Genomic DNA, 13852 nt, shown 5'->3' on the forward strand with positions numbered 1-13852 from the left:
AAGTAACGGCGGCGGCGAGCGGTGTCAAATCCGGAGCGCGGTCTGGCGGCTCCGGATCGCGTGTCGCGCGGTCGAGACTGAAAGGTTTGCTAGCCGCCCGCCTTCACGGCGGTCCACGAGCGTGTCGTGCTTTCCTGGCCGATGGCGGCGCGCAGCCAGGCCAGGTTGTTGTCGACCGACTCCGGCGGCAGGTCCTGACGGGCCAGCTTCTCGGCCTCGTCCAGGCGGCCTTGCAGGCCGACCACCAGGGCCAGGTTCTGGCGCACCTGGATGGTGGCGGTGGGCAGGGCGGCGGCCTGGCGCAGGGCGGCCTCGGCCCCCTTCAGGTCGCCGGCCGAGGCCAGGTGCATGGCCAGGTTGGTCAGGGGGACCGCCTCGCTCGGGGCCAGGGCCACGGCCTGCCGGTGGGCGGCCAGGGCCTCGTCGTCGCGCTTGGCCTGCTCGTAGGCCACGCCCAGCAGCGACAGCGGCCGCCAGTCGCGCGGCTGCAGGGCCGCGGCCTTGCGGCCCGGCTCGATGGCGTAGAAGCCCTGGCCGCGCGCCACGTTGGCCCGCGCCGATTCCATCAGGGCGTCATAGTTGTCGGGAACGACGATCAGCAGGCGGGCCGCCGCGTCGGCGGCCTCGTCATAGCGGCCCAGGGCGCGCAGGGCCTGGGCCAGGCCCACGCCGGCCTCGACGTCGCGGCCGTCGCGCTCGGCCTCGGTCGACCAGAAGGCCATGCGGGTCAGGGGATCGGCGCGGCGCATCTCGGCCCGTTCGGCCGGGCTGGCCTTGCGCGGCGGCTGGGGCGCGGCGACGGACGCGGCTTCGGGCGCGGGCTTGGCCCGTTTGTCGGCGGCGTGAGCCGACACGCCGATCAGCAAGATCGGGGCGAGAACGGTTGCGAGGAGCGCGCGCTTGCGACACATGAAGAGGGATCTCCCGACGGTCCCGCATCCTCGCGCGCGGCCCTCAAGGAATCGTTAAGCATAATTTCCACCCCCCTGCAGGGCGCGTCCATGTCGGAACCGATCATCGCCTCCTCGTCCCGCGCTTCGGAGGACGGCGCGCCGACGCCCATCCACTGCCTGTACGAGTCCGAGCTGGCCGCCTTCGTCGAGGCGCGGCCCAGCTTCGTGAAGGGCTTCGTGGCCCTGGAGGACTTCAAGGCCAAGGCCGGCCAGGTGCTGGTTCTGCCGACGCCGCAAGGGGCCGTGGACCGCGTGCTGCTGGGCCTGGGGACCCGCGACAAGGCCGAGGCCATGCTGTTCCGGGCCCTGCCGAGCCGGCTGCCGGCCGGCGACTACCGCCTGGCGGCGGTCCCCGACGGCTTCGACGCCGGCCAGATCGCCCTGGCCTTCGCGCTGGGGGCCTACAAGTTCGACCGCTATCGGCCCCGGACCGGAGATGAGCCGCGACGACTGGTCGCGGACGAGAATGTCGATCTGCACGAGGTCCACGCCGTCGCCCACGCCTGCGCCCTGGCCCGCGACATGGTCAACACCCCGGCCAACGACATGGGCCCGCTGCAGATCGAGACCATCGCCCGCGAGATCGCCGAGCGCCACGGCGCGAGCCTGGAGGTGATCACGGGCGACGACCTGCTGGACCAGAACTATCCCGCCGTCCACGCCGTCGGCCGCGCCGCCGTCCCGGCCCGCGCCCCGCGCATGCTGGAGCTGACCTGGGGCGATGGAGCCCACCCTCGCGTAGCGATCATCGGAAAAGGCGTGGTGTTCGACACCGGCGGCCTGGACATCAAGCCGTCCGGCGGCATGCGGCTGATGAAGAAGGACATGGGCGGCGCCGCCCACGCCCTGGCCCTGGGGCGGATGGTGATGGCCGCCGGCCTGCCCGTGGCCCTGACCGTGCTGGTCCCGGCCGTCGAAAACGCCATCGCCGGCGACGCCATGCGGCCCGGCGACGTGCTGGCCACCCGCTCGGGCCTGACGGTCGAGGTCGGCAACACCGACGCCGAGGGCCGGCTGATCCTGGCCGACGCCCTGACCCGGGCGGCCGAGCTGAAGCCGGTGCTGACCCTCGACCTGGCCACCCTGACCGGCGCGGCCCGCGTGGCGCTGGGCCCGCAGGTCATCCCGTTCTACACCCCCGACGACGACCTGGCCCTGGAGATCGAGGAGGGCGCGCGCGAGGCCTGCGACCCGGTTTGGCGCATGCCCTTGTGGGATGGATACCGGGAGGCGATCGAGGGCGACATCGCCGACCTCAAGAACGATCCCGACGGCTGGGCCCAGGCCGGCTCGGTGACCGCGGCCCTGTTCCTGCAGCGCTTCGCGCCCGCCACCGGCGCCTGGGCGCATTTCGACATCTTCGCCTGGAATCCCAAGGCCCGGCCGGGCTTCGCGTCCGGCGGCGAGGCCCAGGTGATCCGGGGGCTCTACGGCATGCTGAAGTCGCGCTTCCCGAAGGCTCAGGCATGAGCGATCCGCGCCCAAGAGATCCAAGACTGACTCTGGCCCGCCCCGACCTGGCGGATCTCGATCTGCAAGGCTTGGTCGCCGCCGGACGCTACGAGGCTCCGACCCCGCGCCAGGTCGCGGTCCCGACCGCCGCCCTGCGCAAGGCCGCCGACCCGATGGCCGAGCAATGGGACCAGCTGCTGTTCGGCGAGCTGTTCCGGGTGCTGGACGTCCAGGACGGCTTCGCCTGGGGCCAGGCGGCGCGCGACGGCTATGTCGGCTTCGTCGCCGAGGCCGACCTGGCCGCCCCGGGCGCGCCGGCCACCCACCAGGTGGCGGTCCCACGCACCTACGCCTTCGCCGAACCGAACATCAAATCGCGGCCCGTGGGCCTCTATTCGCTGAACGCCCTGACCGCGATCGAGGCGACCGAGGGCCGGTTCGCCAAGGGCGAGGGCACGGGCTGGTTCGTCGCCGCCCACCTGACGCCGGTCGGCGTGGCGCTGACCGACCATGTCGCGGCGGCCGAGAGCTATCTCGGCGCGCCGTACCAGTGGGGCGGCCGCGAATCGCTGGGCCTGGACTGCTCGGGCCTGGTGCAGCAGGCCCTGGCGGCCTGCGGCAAGGCGGTTCCGCGCGACACCGACCTGCAGCTGGCCTTCTTCGCGCCGATCGCGGCCGAGGCGCGCCGGCGCGGCGACCTGGTGTTCTGGAAGGGCCACGTGGCGATCCTGCTGGACGCCGAGACCATCCTGCACGCCAACGCCCACCACATGGCCGTGGCGGTCGAACCCCTGGCCGAGGCGATCGCCCGCGTCGAGGCGGCGGGCGGCGGGGCGGTCACGGGGTGGCGACGGCCTTAGTCAGCAAAAACGCTTGTCATCCCGGAAACGGCGAAGCCGTTATCCGGGACCGCCGGAAGCGCTGGCGCTCAGGCGTCGGTCCCGGATCTTCGCGCTGCGCGCTCGTCCGGGATGACAATCACTTCGGCCACCGGGCTAGCCAGTCGGCCAGCGACTGGGGCGTCATGTGGCGGGCGTCGGTCAGGGCGAACAGGGCGTCGGGATTGACCAGCTTGCCCTTGGTGTCGACCACCAGGAAGGTCGGCACGCCGTTCAGCCTGTCGATCCCGTAGCGGGCGGGAATCTGCATGTTGTGGTCGTAGCGGCCGACATTGACGGTCACGACCTCGTAGTGCTTGTCGACGAAGGCCTTGAGGTCGGGCTGCTCGATCATGCCGGCGAACACCCGGCAGTCGCCGCACCAATTGCCGCCCAGGTCGATCAGCACCAGCTTGTGACGGGCCTTGGCCTTCTTGATCGCGGCGGCGACGTCGGCCTCGGCGTCGGCCTTTTCGTCATAGGGATAGGGCAGGGGCGTCGGCAGTTCGGCCAGCGACTTCAGGGCCACGGTCGGCGCCTTGGCGGCGAACGCCGAGACGGGAGCGGCGATCAGCAGCGCGGCGAGGACGCCAAGACGTCCAAGTTGGGCCAGCGGGCGAGACGTCATGATCGAACGGTTCCGGTGAAGCGGTGCGGTTCGATACCCTACTCACGGAATGGGAAAAGGCGGCAAGCCAGCTTTGCTGCGGGCGGCTTCACAAGGCCTGGGGCGCCTGGAAAGACGGCAAAGAAAAAGGCCGCGAAGCGAACTTCGCGGCCTATTGATCTTGGTCGGACCTGAAGGCGATCAGGACTTGGCGGCGGCCGGGGCCGGCGTGGTCGGCTGGCCGGCGGCCGGAGCCCCAGCGCCGGCCGGAGCCGGAGCGGTCGCGCCCGCCGGGGTGGAGCCCGTGGCGGCGGCGCCGGCGGCCGGAGCCTCGCCAGCGGCGGCGGCCGGCGCCGCGCCGGCCGGCTTCGGCGCCGGGATCGGCAGGGTCGAGCCCAGGCTGTGCAGGTAGGCGATCATGGCGATCCGGTCTTCCTGCTTCTTCAGGCCGACGAACGTCATCTTGGTGCCCGAGACGTCCTTGCCCGGCGCCTTCAGGAAGGTGTCGAGGTGGTCGTAGTCCCAGACGGGGTTCTTGCCGCCGAAATCGGTCATGGCCGGCGAATAGGCGAAGCCCGGGTGGCTGCCGGGCTTGCGGCCCACCACGCCGAACAGGCCGGGGCCCGTGTGATTCTCGGCGGTGAAGTTGTGGCACGAGGCGCACTTGGCGCTGACGGCCTTGCCCAGCTCGACATTGGCCGGGGTCAGAACGCTGCCCCAGTCAGGCGCGACCTCGGCCGCGGCGCCGCCGGCGCCGGCCTCTTCGGCCACGGCGATTTCGTAGCCCGGCTTTTCCAGCTCGTGCTTGGCGAAAACGATGTCCGACGCTTCCTTGAGGCCGAAAATGATCAGGCCCGTCATCAGGACGCCGCCGAAGATCTTGTTGAACGTCAGGTCGCTCATCTAAAGCCTTACCAGCCTCTTGGGGGCCGTCTGAAGACAGGCCCGAAATCCGCGCCCGGAGGTTTCCCCCGCGCGCTCCATGTTGCGCTCGCGTCTCTTACACGCTACCGCCCGGGGCGCAACTGGGCAGCAACGGTTTTGACCCGCATCGGCCTTTCATGAACCCCATCGTCGTCATTCCGGCCCGCATGGCGGCCACTCGGCTCCCCGACAAGCCCCTGGCCGACATCGGCGGGGCGCCGATGATCGTGCGCGTGCTGCGTCAGGCCCAGGCGGCGGGAATCGGTCCGGTGGCGGTGGCGGCGGGCGACATCGCCATCGTCCACGCGGTCAAGCAGGCCGGCGGCCAGGCGGTGCTGACCGATCCGGGCCTGCCCTCGGGCTCGGACCGCATCCTGGCGGCCCTCGAGGTGCTGGATCCCGAACGCCGCCACGACGTGGTCATCAACCTGCAGGGCGACATGCCGTTCGTGCAGCCCTCGGTGCTGAGCGCCTGCGCCGACCTCCTGAGCGCCCATCCCGACTGCGACATCGCCACCGTCGTCGCGCCGGAGGCCTCGCCGGCCGACCGGTCCAATCCCGACGTGGTCAAGGCCGTGCTGGCCATGGCGCAGGACGGCCTGTCGGGCCGGGCGCTCTATTTCACCCGCTCCACCCTGTATGGCGACGCGCCGATCTGGCGGCACATCGGCATTTACGGCTATCGCCGCGCCGCCCTGGAGGCCTTCAACGCCGCCCCGCCCTCGCCGCTGGAGAAGCGCGAGAAGCTGGAGCAGCTGCGGGCCATGGAGCTGGGCCTGTCCCTGCGCGCCGCCGTGGCCGCAGAGGCCCCGATCTCCGTCGACAATCCTTCCGACCTCGAGGCGGCGCGAGCCTACGCCGCCGGGAATAGAGCATGAGCATCCTCAAGAAGATCGCCTTCCAGGGCGAACCCGGCGCCAACAGCCACGAGGCCTGCCGCACCTATTTTCCCGACTACGAGGCCGTGCCCTGCGCCACCTTCGAGGAAGCGTTCGAGGCCATCAAGACCGGCGCCTGCCAGCTGGGCATGATCCCGATCGAGAACTCGATCGCCGGTCGCGTGGCCGACGTGCACCACCTGCTGCCGGCCTCGGGCCTGAAGATCGTCGGCGAGCGCTTCAAGCCGATCCGCTTCCAGCTGATGGCCAACAAGGGCGTCAAGCTGGATCAGGTGAAGATCGCCACCTCGATGCCGATCGCGCTTAGCCAGTGCCGGCATAACCTGAAAAAGCTGGGCCTGGCCCACGAAAGCGCCGGCGACACGGCGGGCGCCGCCAAGGCCCTGGCCCTGAAGCCCGACCCGACCCGCGCCGCAGTGGCCCCGGCCCTGGCCGCCGAGATCTACGGCCTGGACATCCTGGCCCGCGACATCGAGGACGAGCGCAACAACACCACGCGGTTCTTGGTCATGACGGCTGACGCCAAGCCGGAGGCGCCGCCGTTCACCCATCGCTGCGTGACCAGCTTCGTGTTCAAGGTCCGCAACCTGCCGGCCGCCCTCTACAAGGCGCTGGGCGGCTTCGCGACCAACGGCGTCAACATGACCAAGCTGGAAAGCTACATGGAGGGCGGGGCCTTCACGGCCACCTTCTTCTACGCCGAGGTCGACGGCCGCCCCGAGGACCGCCCCCTGGCCCTGGCCTTCGACGAGCTGAAGTTCTTCTCCGAGAAGTTCGAGGTCCTGGGCGTCTATCCGGCCGATCCGTTCCGGGATCGGGTCTGACGCGACGTTGCGACCCTCGGGACTTGTCGCTAGCTTGACCTTGGGCGCGCCATCGACGCGCCGATGGGGGAAAGCATGAAGATCGCGCCGATCGTCCTGGGTGTGGGCGGAGCCTTGCTCCTGGTCGGGGCGATCGGGCTGGGGATCTGGGCGGGCATGCCGGCCAATCCGCTGGCCACGCTCGGAATCCTGGTGCTTTCGGCCGGGGCTCTGACCAAGCTGGTCTATCTGGTGCTGTTCGGATTGGGGATCTGGATCGCGATCCTTGGCGCCACGAGCCTGGCGAAGGGGCGTTCGGGCGATCCCTCGCTGCTGTCGGTCCTGACCCTGCTGCCGCCGGGCCTGGGTCTTCTCGCGACGCTGCTGACGGGCCTGAGCATCGTCCGGGCCATGCAGAACACGCACACCAGCGACCTGTTCGTGATCGCGCCCAGCCTGGCCGAAGCGTTGGCGCCCCTGGGCGTCGGCCTCCTGCTCGGCGCGGTCCCCGCGGCGCTCAAGGCGCGGCTGACGTCCGCGGCGGCCTGAGCGGCCTTCCCGAACGGCAAGCTTCGCTAATTTCGCGTTCGGCGCCTAACCTCCCCGCCAAGGTCCCAGCAAGGGGCCGGGGAGGGAATGACGATGAACACGATGATCGCGCCGGTGATGGCGCTGGTGGCCTGGTCGCTGGTGATCTGGCTGTGGATGTACGTCCGCCGCATTCCGGCGATGAGCAAGGCCGGGATCAAGCCGCAGGACGCGGCCTTTCCGGGCAGCCTGAACGTCCTGCCCGCCGGGGTTCGCGCCGCGGCCGACAACTACAACCACCTGATGGAGCAGCCGACCATCTTCTACGCCGCCGCCCTGGCCATCCAGGTCGCCGGCCATGTGGACGGCTGGGCGCTGCACCTGGCCTGGCTCTATGTGGCGCTGCGGGTGGTCCACAGCCTGGTGCAGGTCAGCGTCAACGCCGTGACCCTGCGGTTCCTGGTGTTCGCGCTGTCGACGATCGCCCTGGCGGTGATGGTCGTGCGGGAACTGATGGTGCTGTTCGGGTAGGCGAAGCCGGAACCCAGGTCCTCCCCCCGTGGGGGAGGTGTCGGCGAAGCCGACGGAGGGGGGAGTGTTCGGCTAGCGGCCGAGTCCCGGATCTTCGATCCCAAAACTCCCCCCACCGGTCGCTTCGCGACCGCCTCCCCCACAGGGGGAGGGCCGTTATTCCCCCTCCGCCCAGGCCTTGATCAGCTGATGGGCGATGGCCAGGGGCGGGGGGGCGAAGAAGCCTTCCAGCTCGCCCTTGATCAGCAGTTTGGCCTCGTCCTTGGTGAACCACTTCACCGCTTCCAGTTCGGTCTGGTCCGGGGCGGCGGCGTCGCTGTCGACATCGGCCATCAGGCCCATCATCAGCGACGATGGCCACGGCCAGGGCTGGCTGGAGTGGTAGCGGACGGCGGTGGCGGTCAGGCCCGCCTCTTCCTTCAGCTCGCGGGCGCAGGCCTCCTCGATGGTCTCGCCGGGCTCCAGGAAGCCGGCCAGCGCCGAGTACATCCCCGGCGGCCAGCCGGCCTGGCGGCCCAGCAGGCATTTGCCGTCGTGCAGGGCCAGCATGATCGCCACCGGGTCGGTGCGCGGGAAGTGCTCGGCCTGGCAGGCCGGACAGTGCCGCTTCCAGCCGCCGTCGCTGACCTGAGTCTCCTGGCCGCAGTTGCTGCACCACTTGTGCTTGCGCCGCCATTCGAACATCGACTTGGCCGTGGCCAGGATGCCGGCGTCGGGCGGCGGCAGGGTCAGGGCGACGCCGCGCAGCTCCTCGAACCGGCCCAGGCCCTGCAGCGGCCCCTCGGCCGGATCGGCCCCGCCCTCCAGGTCGACGGCGAACACCGCGATGTCCTTCCACAGGCCCAGAAACAGCAGCCGCTCGGGCGTGGCGGCCAGGTCCTTGGCCATGTCGGCCCGCAGATAGGCGATCTGGGCGCCGGTCACCTTGCCCTCGTCCCCGACGACGTCCTCGACCAGGGCCTTGCCGTTCCAGATGGCGACCGCCAGCGAGTGCGGGTCGTCGGCCTTCTCGGCCAGCCAGGCTTCGTCGCCCCGGCGCTCGCTGGCGCGGTCGAGCGGATTGCCGGCGAAGATGTTGGTGATGATCGAAAGGGCCATGAGGATTCTGTAGCATCCGCGACGAAGAGTCGTCACGAGTCCGCGCATCGTGTCTTGCATCCGTCACGATGAGTCGCGATATAGGCCTTGGAGATCGGCGACGGGCGGAGTCCTCGCCAACCTGGTCAGGGCCGAGAGGCAGCAGCCACAACGAGTTTCGCTCCGGGTCGTCTGCCGGTCTCCACCTTTCCCTAAAATCTGTCAGCTTCTGCGCGCCAACCGTGGCGTCAGCCTTTTGCTGCGCCCTTCCGCACACTACACTCCCGCCATGGCCGACCACGACGACCTCACCACCGATTCCGCGCCGCCGTGGGATGAAGACGCTCCCGAGCGCGACGAGAACACCGCCGACATCTTCGGCGCGCCGCCGGCCCCTGAAGGGTCCGAGGCGTCGCCGCCCGTCGTCGCGGCTCCGGCCGCGCCCGTCGTCGTCGCCGAACCGTCGGCCGGCGCGTCTCAGGACGAGTCCGGCGCCGCCTACACCGTGCTGGCGCGCAAGTACCGGCCGCGGACCTTCGAGGACCTGATCGGCCAGGAGGCCATGGTCCGCACCCTGGCCAACGCCTTCTCCACCGGCCGGATCGCCCACGCCTTCATGCTGACCGGCGTGCGGGGGGTCGGCAAGACCACGACCGCCCGCCTGCTGGCCCGGGCGCTGAACTACGAGACCGACACCGTCCACCAGCCGTCGGTCGACCTGACCGTCGACGGCCGCCACTGCAAGGCCATCGTCGAGGGCCGGCACATGGACGTGCTGGAGCTGGACGCCGCCAGCCGCACCAAGGTCGACGAGATGCGCGAGCTGCTGGACGGGGTGCGCTACGCCCCGGTCGAGGCGCGCTACAAGGTCTACATCATCGACGAAGTGCACATGCTGTCGACGGCGGCGTTCAACGCCCTGCTGAAGACGCTGGAAGAGCCGCCGCCGCACGCCAAGTTCATCTTCGCCACCACCGAGATCCGCAAGGTTCCGGTGACGATCCTGTCGCGCACCCAGCGCTTCGACCTGCGCCGGGTCGAGCCGGACGTGCTGGTCAAGCACTTCGCCAAGATCGCCGCCAAGGAAGGGGCCAAGGTCGAGGAAGACGGCCTGGCCCTGATCGCCCGCGCCGCCGAGGGCTCGGTGCGCGACGGACTGTCCCTGCTGGACCAGGCCATCGTCCAGGGCGAGCGCGGTTCGGCCGTCACCGCCGCCGTGATCCGCGACATGCTGGGCCTGGCCGATCGCGGCCAGACGATCGCCCTGTTCGAGAACGTCATGAGCGGCAAGCCGGGCGAGTCGCTGAAGGGCTTCCGCGCCCTGTGGGGCTTCGGGGCCGACCCGGCGGTGGTCATGCTGGACCTGCTGGACCACTGCCACGCCGCCTCGGTGGCCAAGGCCCTGGGGCCGGACGTCCTGTCGATGCCCAAGGAGCAGGCCGCGCGCCTGACCGCGATCGGGGCCCAGACCTCGGCCGGCACCCTGTCGCGCCTGTGGCAGATGCTGCTGAAGGCCCATGAGGAGGTGCGCCGCGCGCCCGACGCCATGGCCGCGGCCGAGATGGCGATCATCCGCCTGTGCTACGCCGCCGACCTGCCCGGTCCCGAGGAAGCCCTGAAGGCCCTGCGCGACGGCCAACCGGTGGGTGGTGGTCCCAGCGGCGGTGGCGGCGGTTCGTTCAGCGGCGGCGCTCAGGGCGGGGCCGTCAACGCCCAGGCCCGGGTGATGGCCGCCCCGGCCGCCCAGGCCGCGCCGACCCTGGCTTCGTTCGAAGACGTCGTGAAGCTGATCGCCGAGAAGCGCGACATCGGCCTGCGCCTGGACGTCGAGCAATATGTCCGCCCGATCAGCTTCCGACCCGGGGCGATCACCTTCGAACCCGCCCCCGGCGCGCCCGGCAACCTCGCCGGCCGGCTGGTCCGCGCGCTGAAGGAATGGACCGGCCAGCCCTGGCTGGTGGCGGCCGAGGGCGGCGGCGGGGCCGAGAGCCTGCTGGAACGCCAGAAGCGCGAGGACCGCGAGGAGATGGCCTCGATCAAGGCCGACCCGTTCGTCGCCTCGGTGCTGGACGCCTTCCCAGGCGCGGAAATCATCGAGGTCCGCAAGATCATGACGCCCGAGGCGCCGCCGATCGAGCCGGACGAGTTGGAAGAGACTTAAACGGTGTCATCCCGGACAAGGCCCGCAAGGCCGCCGATCCGGGACCGACGCGTGAACGCCGGCGCTTCCGGCGGTCCCGGATAACGGCTTCGCCGTTTCCGGGATGACAGGGAAAATGGAGCTAGTCAGATGAAAGACCTCAGCGGCCTGATGAAGCAGGCCCAGGCCATGCAGCAGAAGCTGGCCGAAGCCCAGGCCAGGACCCTGGAACTGACGGCCGAGGGAACCGCCGGCGGCGGCATGGTCACCGTCACGCTCAAGGGCTCGGGCGAGCTGGTCAAGGTGGTGCTGGACGAAAGCCTGGTCGAGCCGGGCGAGGGCGAGGTGATCGCCGACCTGGTCGTCGCCGCCCACGCCGTCGCCAAGTCCAAGCTCGACGCCCAGCGCGACCAGCTGTTGCAGGAAGCCGCCGGTCCGATGGCCGGCATGATGGGCGGCCTGCCCGGCATGAAGTTCTAGGCTCGCGCCCAGTCCGCACGGAGACCCCGATGCTCCACCTTCGCACCGCCCTGTTCGCCCTCGCGCTGACTGCTCCGGGGGCTGGGTTCGCCGCGCCCCTGCCGGCCGACCTGGCCGCCGGCCCATGCCTATGACGCGGCCCAGGTGAACGGCGACCGCGCGGGGCTGGAGCGGCTGGTCGCCGACGACTACGTGCTGGTCAACGGCGCGGGCCAGGTCCAGGACAAGGCGCGGCTGATCGCCGACTATGTGGCTCCGGGGTTCAAGCTGGACCCGTTCACGATCGAAGAGCCGGTCGAGAAGGTGCTCGGCGACACCGCCCTGCTGGGCGGCCGGGTCAACATGACGGGCACGGACGGCGGCCAGCGCTTCGCCCTGGTCGTGCGCTTCGTCGACACCTGGGCCAAACGCGATGGTCAGTGGCGGGTGGTCTATTCGCAGGTCACCCGGGTCGCGAAGCCCTGATGGCCGCCTCCGCCGGACCCGAGATCGAGCGCCTGATCGCTCTGCTGTCCAAGCTCCCGGGCCTGGGTCCGCGCTCGGGCCGGCGGGCGGCCCTGGCCCTGCTGAAGAAGCGCGACACCTTGCTGGCCCCGCTGACGGCGGCCCTGGTCGACGCCCAGGCCAAGGTGCGCACCTGCTCGGTGTGCGGCTCGCTGGACACCTCCGACCCGTGCGCCATCTGCGCCGACGGCTCGCGCGACCCGCGCCTGATCTGCGTGGTCGAGGAGGTCGGCTCGCTGTGGGCCATGGAGCGCGGCCAGTCGTTCAAGGGCCGCTACCACGTGCTGGGCGGGCTGCTGTCGGCCCTGGACGGGGTGGGCCCCGAGGCGCTGCGGGTGAGCGAGCTGCTGGCCCGCGCCGGCGGCGGCGAGATCGCCGAGGTGATCCTGGCCCTGCCGGCCACGGTCGACGGCCAGACCACGGCCCACTACCTGGCCGACCGCCTGGCGCCGACCGGCGTCTCGGTGACCATGCTGGCGCGCGGCGTGCCGGTCGGCGGAGACCTGGACTGGCTGGACGACGGGACCATCGCCCAGGCGCTGAGGGCGCGTAGGCCGGCTTAGTGGCTCACCCACTTGCCCCCACCTGACCGCTTCGCGGTCTGTCCGCCCCCATAGGGGGCGGAGGACGCGCGTTTCGCCACGGCTCCTCTTCCCCCTAATGGGGGAAGACGGTCGCGAAGCGACCCGTAGGGGGCAAGTGCGCGGCTTCCTTGCGAACGCGACTCCGGCTAAGAACGGAGCATGAACTTCTCCGATCCGTTCCTGATCCTCGCCTTGGTCCTGCTGGTCGTGGCCATCGCCGCCGCCGCGGTCGCCGTTTGGGCCATGCGCCGCGCCGGCGCCGCCGAGGCCAGGGCCTGGGAGCTGAACGCCAAGCTGGTCCAGGCCGACGAGCGGGCCCGGCTGCTGGAGGACCAGACGGCCACCCAGGGCGAGCTGATCCGCGCCCAGGCCGCCCAGCAGGCGACCATGACCGCCAACACCGTGGCCGAGGCGCTGATCAAGCGCACCGAGGAGAACTTCAAGAGCCGCGAACTGCTGAGCCAGCAGCGGCTGGAAGCCCAGCTCAAGCCCGTGGCCGAGACCCTGGCCAAGTTCGAAGCCCAGGTCACCGCCGTCGAGAAGGCCCGCGCCGAGGAGACCGGCGGCCTGAAGGCCCAGATCGCCGCCCTGATGGAGGCCTCGACCGCCACCCAGTTCGAGGCCCGCAAGCTGTCGGCCGCCCTGCGCCGCGGGGCCGGCGTCCAGGGCCGCTGGGGCGAGCAGACTTTGCGTAATGTCCTGGAGGCCGCCGGCCTCAACAACCGCTTCGATTTCGAGGAGCAGTTCAGCGTCGAGAGCGACGAGGGCCGTCGTCGCCCCGACGTGAAGGTCAAGATGCCCGGCGGCGGGGTGTTCGTGATCGACGCCAAGTGCTCGCTGAACGCCTTCCTCGAGGCCCAGGAGGCCACCGAGGAGCCTCTGCGCGAAGCCGCCATGGTTCGCCACGCCGCGAGCGTCCGCGCCCACATGCAGGGGCTTTCCGCGAAAGCCTATTGGGACCAGTTCGCCGGCGAGGGCTCGCCCGACTTCGTGGCCATGTTCGTGCCCGGCGACGGTTTCCTGGCCGCGGCCCTGGACCGCCTGCCCGACCTGATGACCGAGGCCATGGACCGCCGCGTCCTGCTGGTCACCCCGACCACCCTGTTCGCCCTCTGCAAAGCCGTCGCCTACGGCTGGCGGGCCGAGGACCAGGCCAAGAACGCCGCCGCCATCGTCGCGGTGGGCCGCGAGCTTTACAAGCGCATCGCCGTGATGGGGGCCCACGCCGGCTCGGTGGGCAAGGCGCTGGAGGCGGCGGTCGGGCGCTACAACCAGTTCGTCGGCTCGCTGGAAAGCCAGGTCCTGACCCAGGCCCGCCGCTTCGAGGACCTGTCGGTCGATCACGAGGGCAAGGATATCGACGAGTTGACGCCGGTCGAGGGGTCGGTGCGGCCGCTGATCAAGCTGGCGGTCAGCGAGGCGCCGGAAGCCTCACCCGAAGCCTTGGGCGAACCCGCGGTTGCGCGGCTGCAAGCTAAGCCGTAGCCTGACG

Annotated in this window: 15 protein-coding genes and 1 other RNA gene; 12 read left to right on the plus strand and 4 right to left on the minus strand. The window is 70.7% G+C overall.

Going from position 1 to position 13852, the window contains the following annotated elements:
* Positions 1-89: 89 nt before the first annotated feature.
* Positions 90-911: a tetratricopeptide repeat protein gene (locus ASD38_RS03180; protein ID WP_056457517.1), complete on the minus strand. Its 822-nt coding sequence runs from the start codon at positions 909-911 to the stop codon at positions 90-92.
* A 90-nt stretch (positions 912-1001) separates the two neighbouring features.
* Between ASD38_RS03180 and ASD38_RS03185 the strand changes: the two genes are divergently transcribed.
* Together ASD38_RS03185 and ASD38_RS03190 are read left to right on the plus strand one after the other, a co-directional pair.
* Positions 1002-2423: a leucyl aminopeptidase family protein gene (locus tag ASD38_RS03185; protein ID WP_056457520.1), complete on the plus strand. Its 1422-nt coding sequence runs from the start codon at positions 1002-1004 to the stop codon at positions 2421-2423.
* Entirely contained in the window at positions 2420-3265 is an 846-nt protein-coding gene (locus ASD38_RS03190; protein ID WP_056457523.1) for a C40 family peptidase, read from the plus strand. Before ASD38_RS03185 ends, ASD38_RS03190 begins: the two co-directional genes overlap by 4 nt.
* A 118-nt stretch (positions 3266-3383) precedes the next feature.
* On the opposite strand, the gene ASD38_RS03195 is transcribed toward ASD38_RS03190, so the two are convergent.
* Positions 3384-3911, minus strand: coding sequence for a thioredoxin family protein (locus ASD38_RS03195; protein WP_056435974.1), 528 nt, complete (start codon positions 3909-3911; stop codon positions 3384-3386).
* A gap of 180 nt (positions 3912-4091) precedes the next feature.
* Positions 4092-4793 carry a c-type cytochrome gene (locus ASD38_RS03200; protein WP_056457526.1) on the minus strand — a complete coding sequence of 234 codons (702 nt, stop codon included), beginning with the start codon at positions 4791-4793 and terminating at the stop codon, positions 4092-4094.
* Positions 4794-4951: 158 nt separating this feature from the next.
* On the opposite strand from ASD38_RS03200, the gene ASD38_RS03205 reads away from it, so the two are divergent.
* From ASD38_RS03205 to ASD38_RS03220, 4 genes are all read left to right on the plus strand, one after another.
* Entirely contained in the window at positions 4952-5692 is a 741-nt protein-coding gene (locus tag ASD38_RS03205; protein ID WP_056435968.1) for a 3-deoxy-manno-octulosonate cytidylyltransferase, read from the plus strand.
* The gene (locus tag ASD38_RS03210) at positions 5689-6537 is read left to right on the plus strand and encodes a prephenate dehydratase (protein WP_056435965.1); all 849 of its coding nucleotides are present in this window, start codon (positions 5689-5691) and stop codon (positions 6535-6537) included. Before ASD38_RS03205 ends, ASD38_RS03210 begins: the two co-directional genes overlap by 4 nt.
* Positions 6538-6612: 75 nt before the next feature.
* The gene (locus ASD38_RS03215) at positions 6613-7065 is read left to right on the plus strand and encodes a hypothetical protein (protein ID WP_156390541.1); all 453 of its coding nucleotides are present in this window, start codon (positions 6613-6615) and stop codon (positions 7063-7065) included.
* 93 nt (positions 7066-7158) lie between these two features.
* Positions 7159-7575 carry an MAPEG family protein gene (locus ASD38_RS03220; protein WP_056458260.1) on the plus strand — a complete coding sequence of 139 codons (417 nt, stop codon included), beginning with the start codon at positions 7159-7161 and terminating at the stop codon, positions 7573-7575.
* A gap of 156 nt (positions 7576-7731) precedes the next feature.
* Here the strand turns inward: ASD38_RS03220 and nudC are convergent, their stop codons facing one another.
* The gene (gene nudC / locus ASD38_RS03225) at positions 7732-8673 is read right to left on the minus strand and encodes an NAD(+) diphosphatase (RefSeq protein WP_056457534.1); all 942 of its coding nucleotides are present in this window, start codon (positions 8671-8673) and stop codon (positions 7732-7734) included.
* Positions 8674-8764: 91 nt separating this feature from the next.
* On the opposite strand from nudC, the gene ffs reads away from it, so the two are divergent.
* The 6 genes from ffs (at position 8765) to ASD38_RS03250 (ending at position 13845) form a co-directional block, all read left to right on the plus strand.
* Positions 8765-8857: signal recognition particle sRNA small type (gene ffs, locus ASD38_RS23175), an RNA gene on the plus strand.
* An 84-nt stretch (positions 8858-8941) separates the two neighbouring features.
* Complete coding sequence (locus ASD38_RS03230) at positions 8942-10813, plus strand: DNA polymerase III subunit gamma/tau (RefSeq protein WP_056457537.1); 1872 nt, start codon at positions 8942-8944, stop codon at positions 10811-10813.
* Between the two features lie 129 nt (positions 10814-10942).
* Positions 10943-11272, plus strand: a complete 330-nt coding sequence (locus tag ASD38_RS03235) for a YbaB/EbfC family nucleoid-associated protein (protein ID WP_056435959.1) — start codon at positions 10943-10945, stop codon at positions 11270-11272.
* Between the two features lie 144 nt (positions 11273-11416).
* The gene (locus ASD38_RS03240; protein WP_235523745.1) at positions 11417-11737 is read left to right on the plus strand and encodes a nuclear transport factor 2 family protein; all 321 of its coding nucleotides are present in this window, start codon (positions 11417-11419) and stop codon (positions 11735-11737) included.
* Complete coding sequence (gene recR, locus ASD38_RS03245) at positions 11737-12339, plus strand: recombination mediator RecR (RefSeq protein ID WP_056435953.1); 603 nt, start codon at positions 11737-11739, stop codon at positions 12337-12339. The genes ASD38_RS03240 and recR overlap by 1 nt, the downstream gene beginning before the upstream one ends.
* A 180-nt stretch (positions 12340-12519) precedes the next feature.
* Positions 12520-13845: a DNA recombination protein RmuC gene (locus ASD38_RS03250; RefSeq protein ID WP_056435950.1), complete on the plus strand. Its 1326-nt coding sequence runs from the start codon at positions 12520-12522 to the stop codon at positions 13843-13845.
* The last annotated feature ends 7 nt before the right edge of the window (positions 13846-13852 follow it).

The sequence above is a fragment of the Caulobacter sp. Root487D2Y genome (assembly GCF_001427165.1).
Taxonomy (GTDB): domain Bacteria; phylum Pseudomonadota; class Alphaproteobacteria; order Caulobacterales; family Caulobacteraceae; genus Caulobacter.

Bases quoted from the DNA above. Each gene is read 5' to 3' on its own strand.
- ASD38_RS03180 (WP_056457517.1), bottom strand. From the start codon at position 911: ATGTGTCGCAAGCGCGCGCTCCTCGCAACCGTTCTCGCCCCGATCTTG.
- ASD38_RS03185 (WP_056457520.1), top strand. From the start codon at position 1,002: ATGTCGGAACCGATCATCGCCTCCTCGTCCCGCGCTTCGGAGGACGGC.
- ASD38_RS03190 (WP_056457523.1), top strand. From the start codon at position 2,420: ATGAGCGATCCGCGCCCAAGAGATCCAAGACTGACTCTGGCCCGCCCC.
- ASD38_RS03195 (WP_056435974.1), bottom strand. From the start codon at position 3,911: ATGACGTCTCGCCCGCTGGCCCAACTTGGACGTCTTGGCGTCCTCGCC.
- ASD38_RS03200 (WP_056457526.1), bottom strand. From the start codon at position 4,793: ATGAGCGACCTGACGTTCAACAAGATCTTCGGCGGCGTCCTGATGACG.
- ASD38_RS03205 (WP_056435968.1), top strand. From the start codon at position 4,952: ATGAACCCCATCGTCGTCATTCCGGCCCGCATGGCGGCCACTCGGCTC.
- ASD38_RS03210 (WP_056435965.1), top strand. From the start codon at position 5,689: ATGAGCATCCTCAAGAAGATCGCCTTCCAGGGCGAACCCGGCGCCAAC.
- ASD38_RS03215 (WP_156390541.1), top strand. From the start codon at position 6,613: ATGAAGATCGCGCCGATCGTCCTGGGTGTGGGCGGAGCCTTGCTCCTG.
- ASD38_RS03220 (WP_056458260.1), top strand. From the start codon at position 7,159: ATGAACACGATGATCGCGCCGGTGATGGCGCTGGTGGCCTGGTCGCTG.
- nudC (WP_056457534.1), bottom strand. From the start codon at position 8,673: ATGGCCCTTTCGATCATCACCAACATCTTCGCCGGCAATCCGCTCGAC.
- ASD38_RS03230 (WP_056457537.1), top strand. From the start codon at position 8,942: ATGGCCGACCACGACGACCTCACCACCGATTCCGCGCCGCCGTGGGAT.
- ASD38_RS03235 (WP_056435959.1), top strand. From the start codon at position 10,943: ATGAAAGACCTCAGCGGCCTGATGAAGCAGGCCCAGGCCATGCAGCAG.
- recR (WP_056435953.1), top strand. From the start codon at position 11,737: ATGGCCGCCTCCGCCGGACCCGAGATCGAGCGCCTGATCGCTCTGCTG.
- ASD38_RS03250 (WP_056435950.1), top strand. From the start codon at position 12,520: ATGAACTTCTCCGATCCGTTCCTGATCCTCGCCTTGGTCCTGCTGGTC.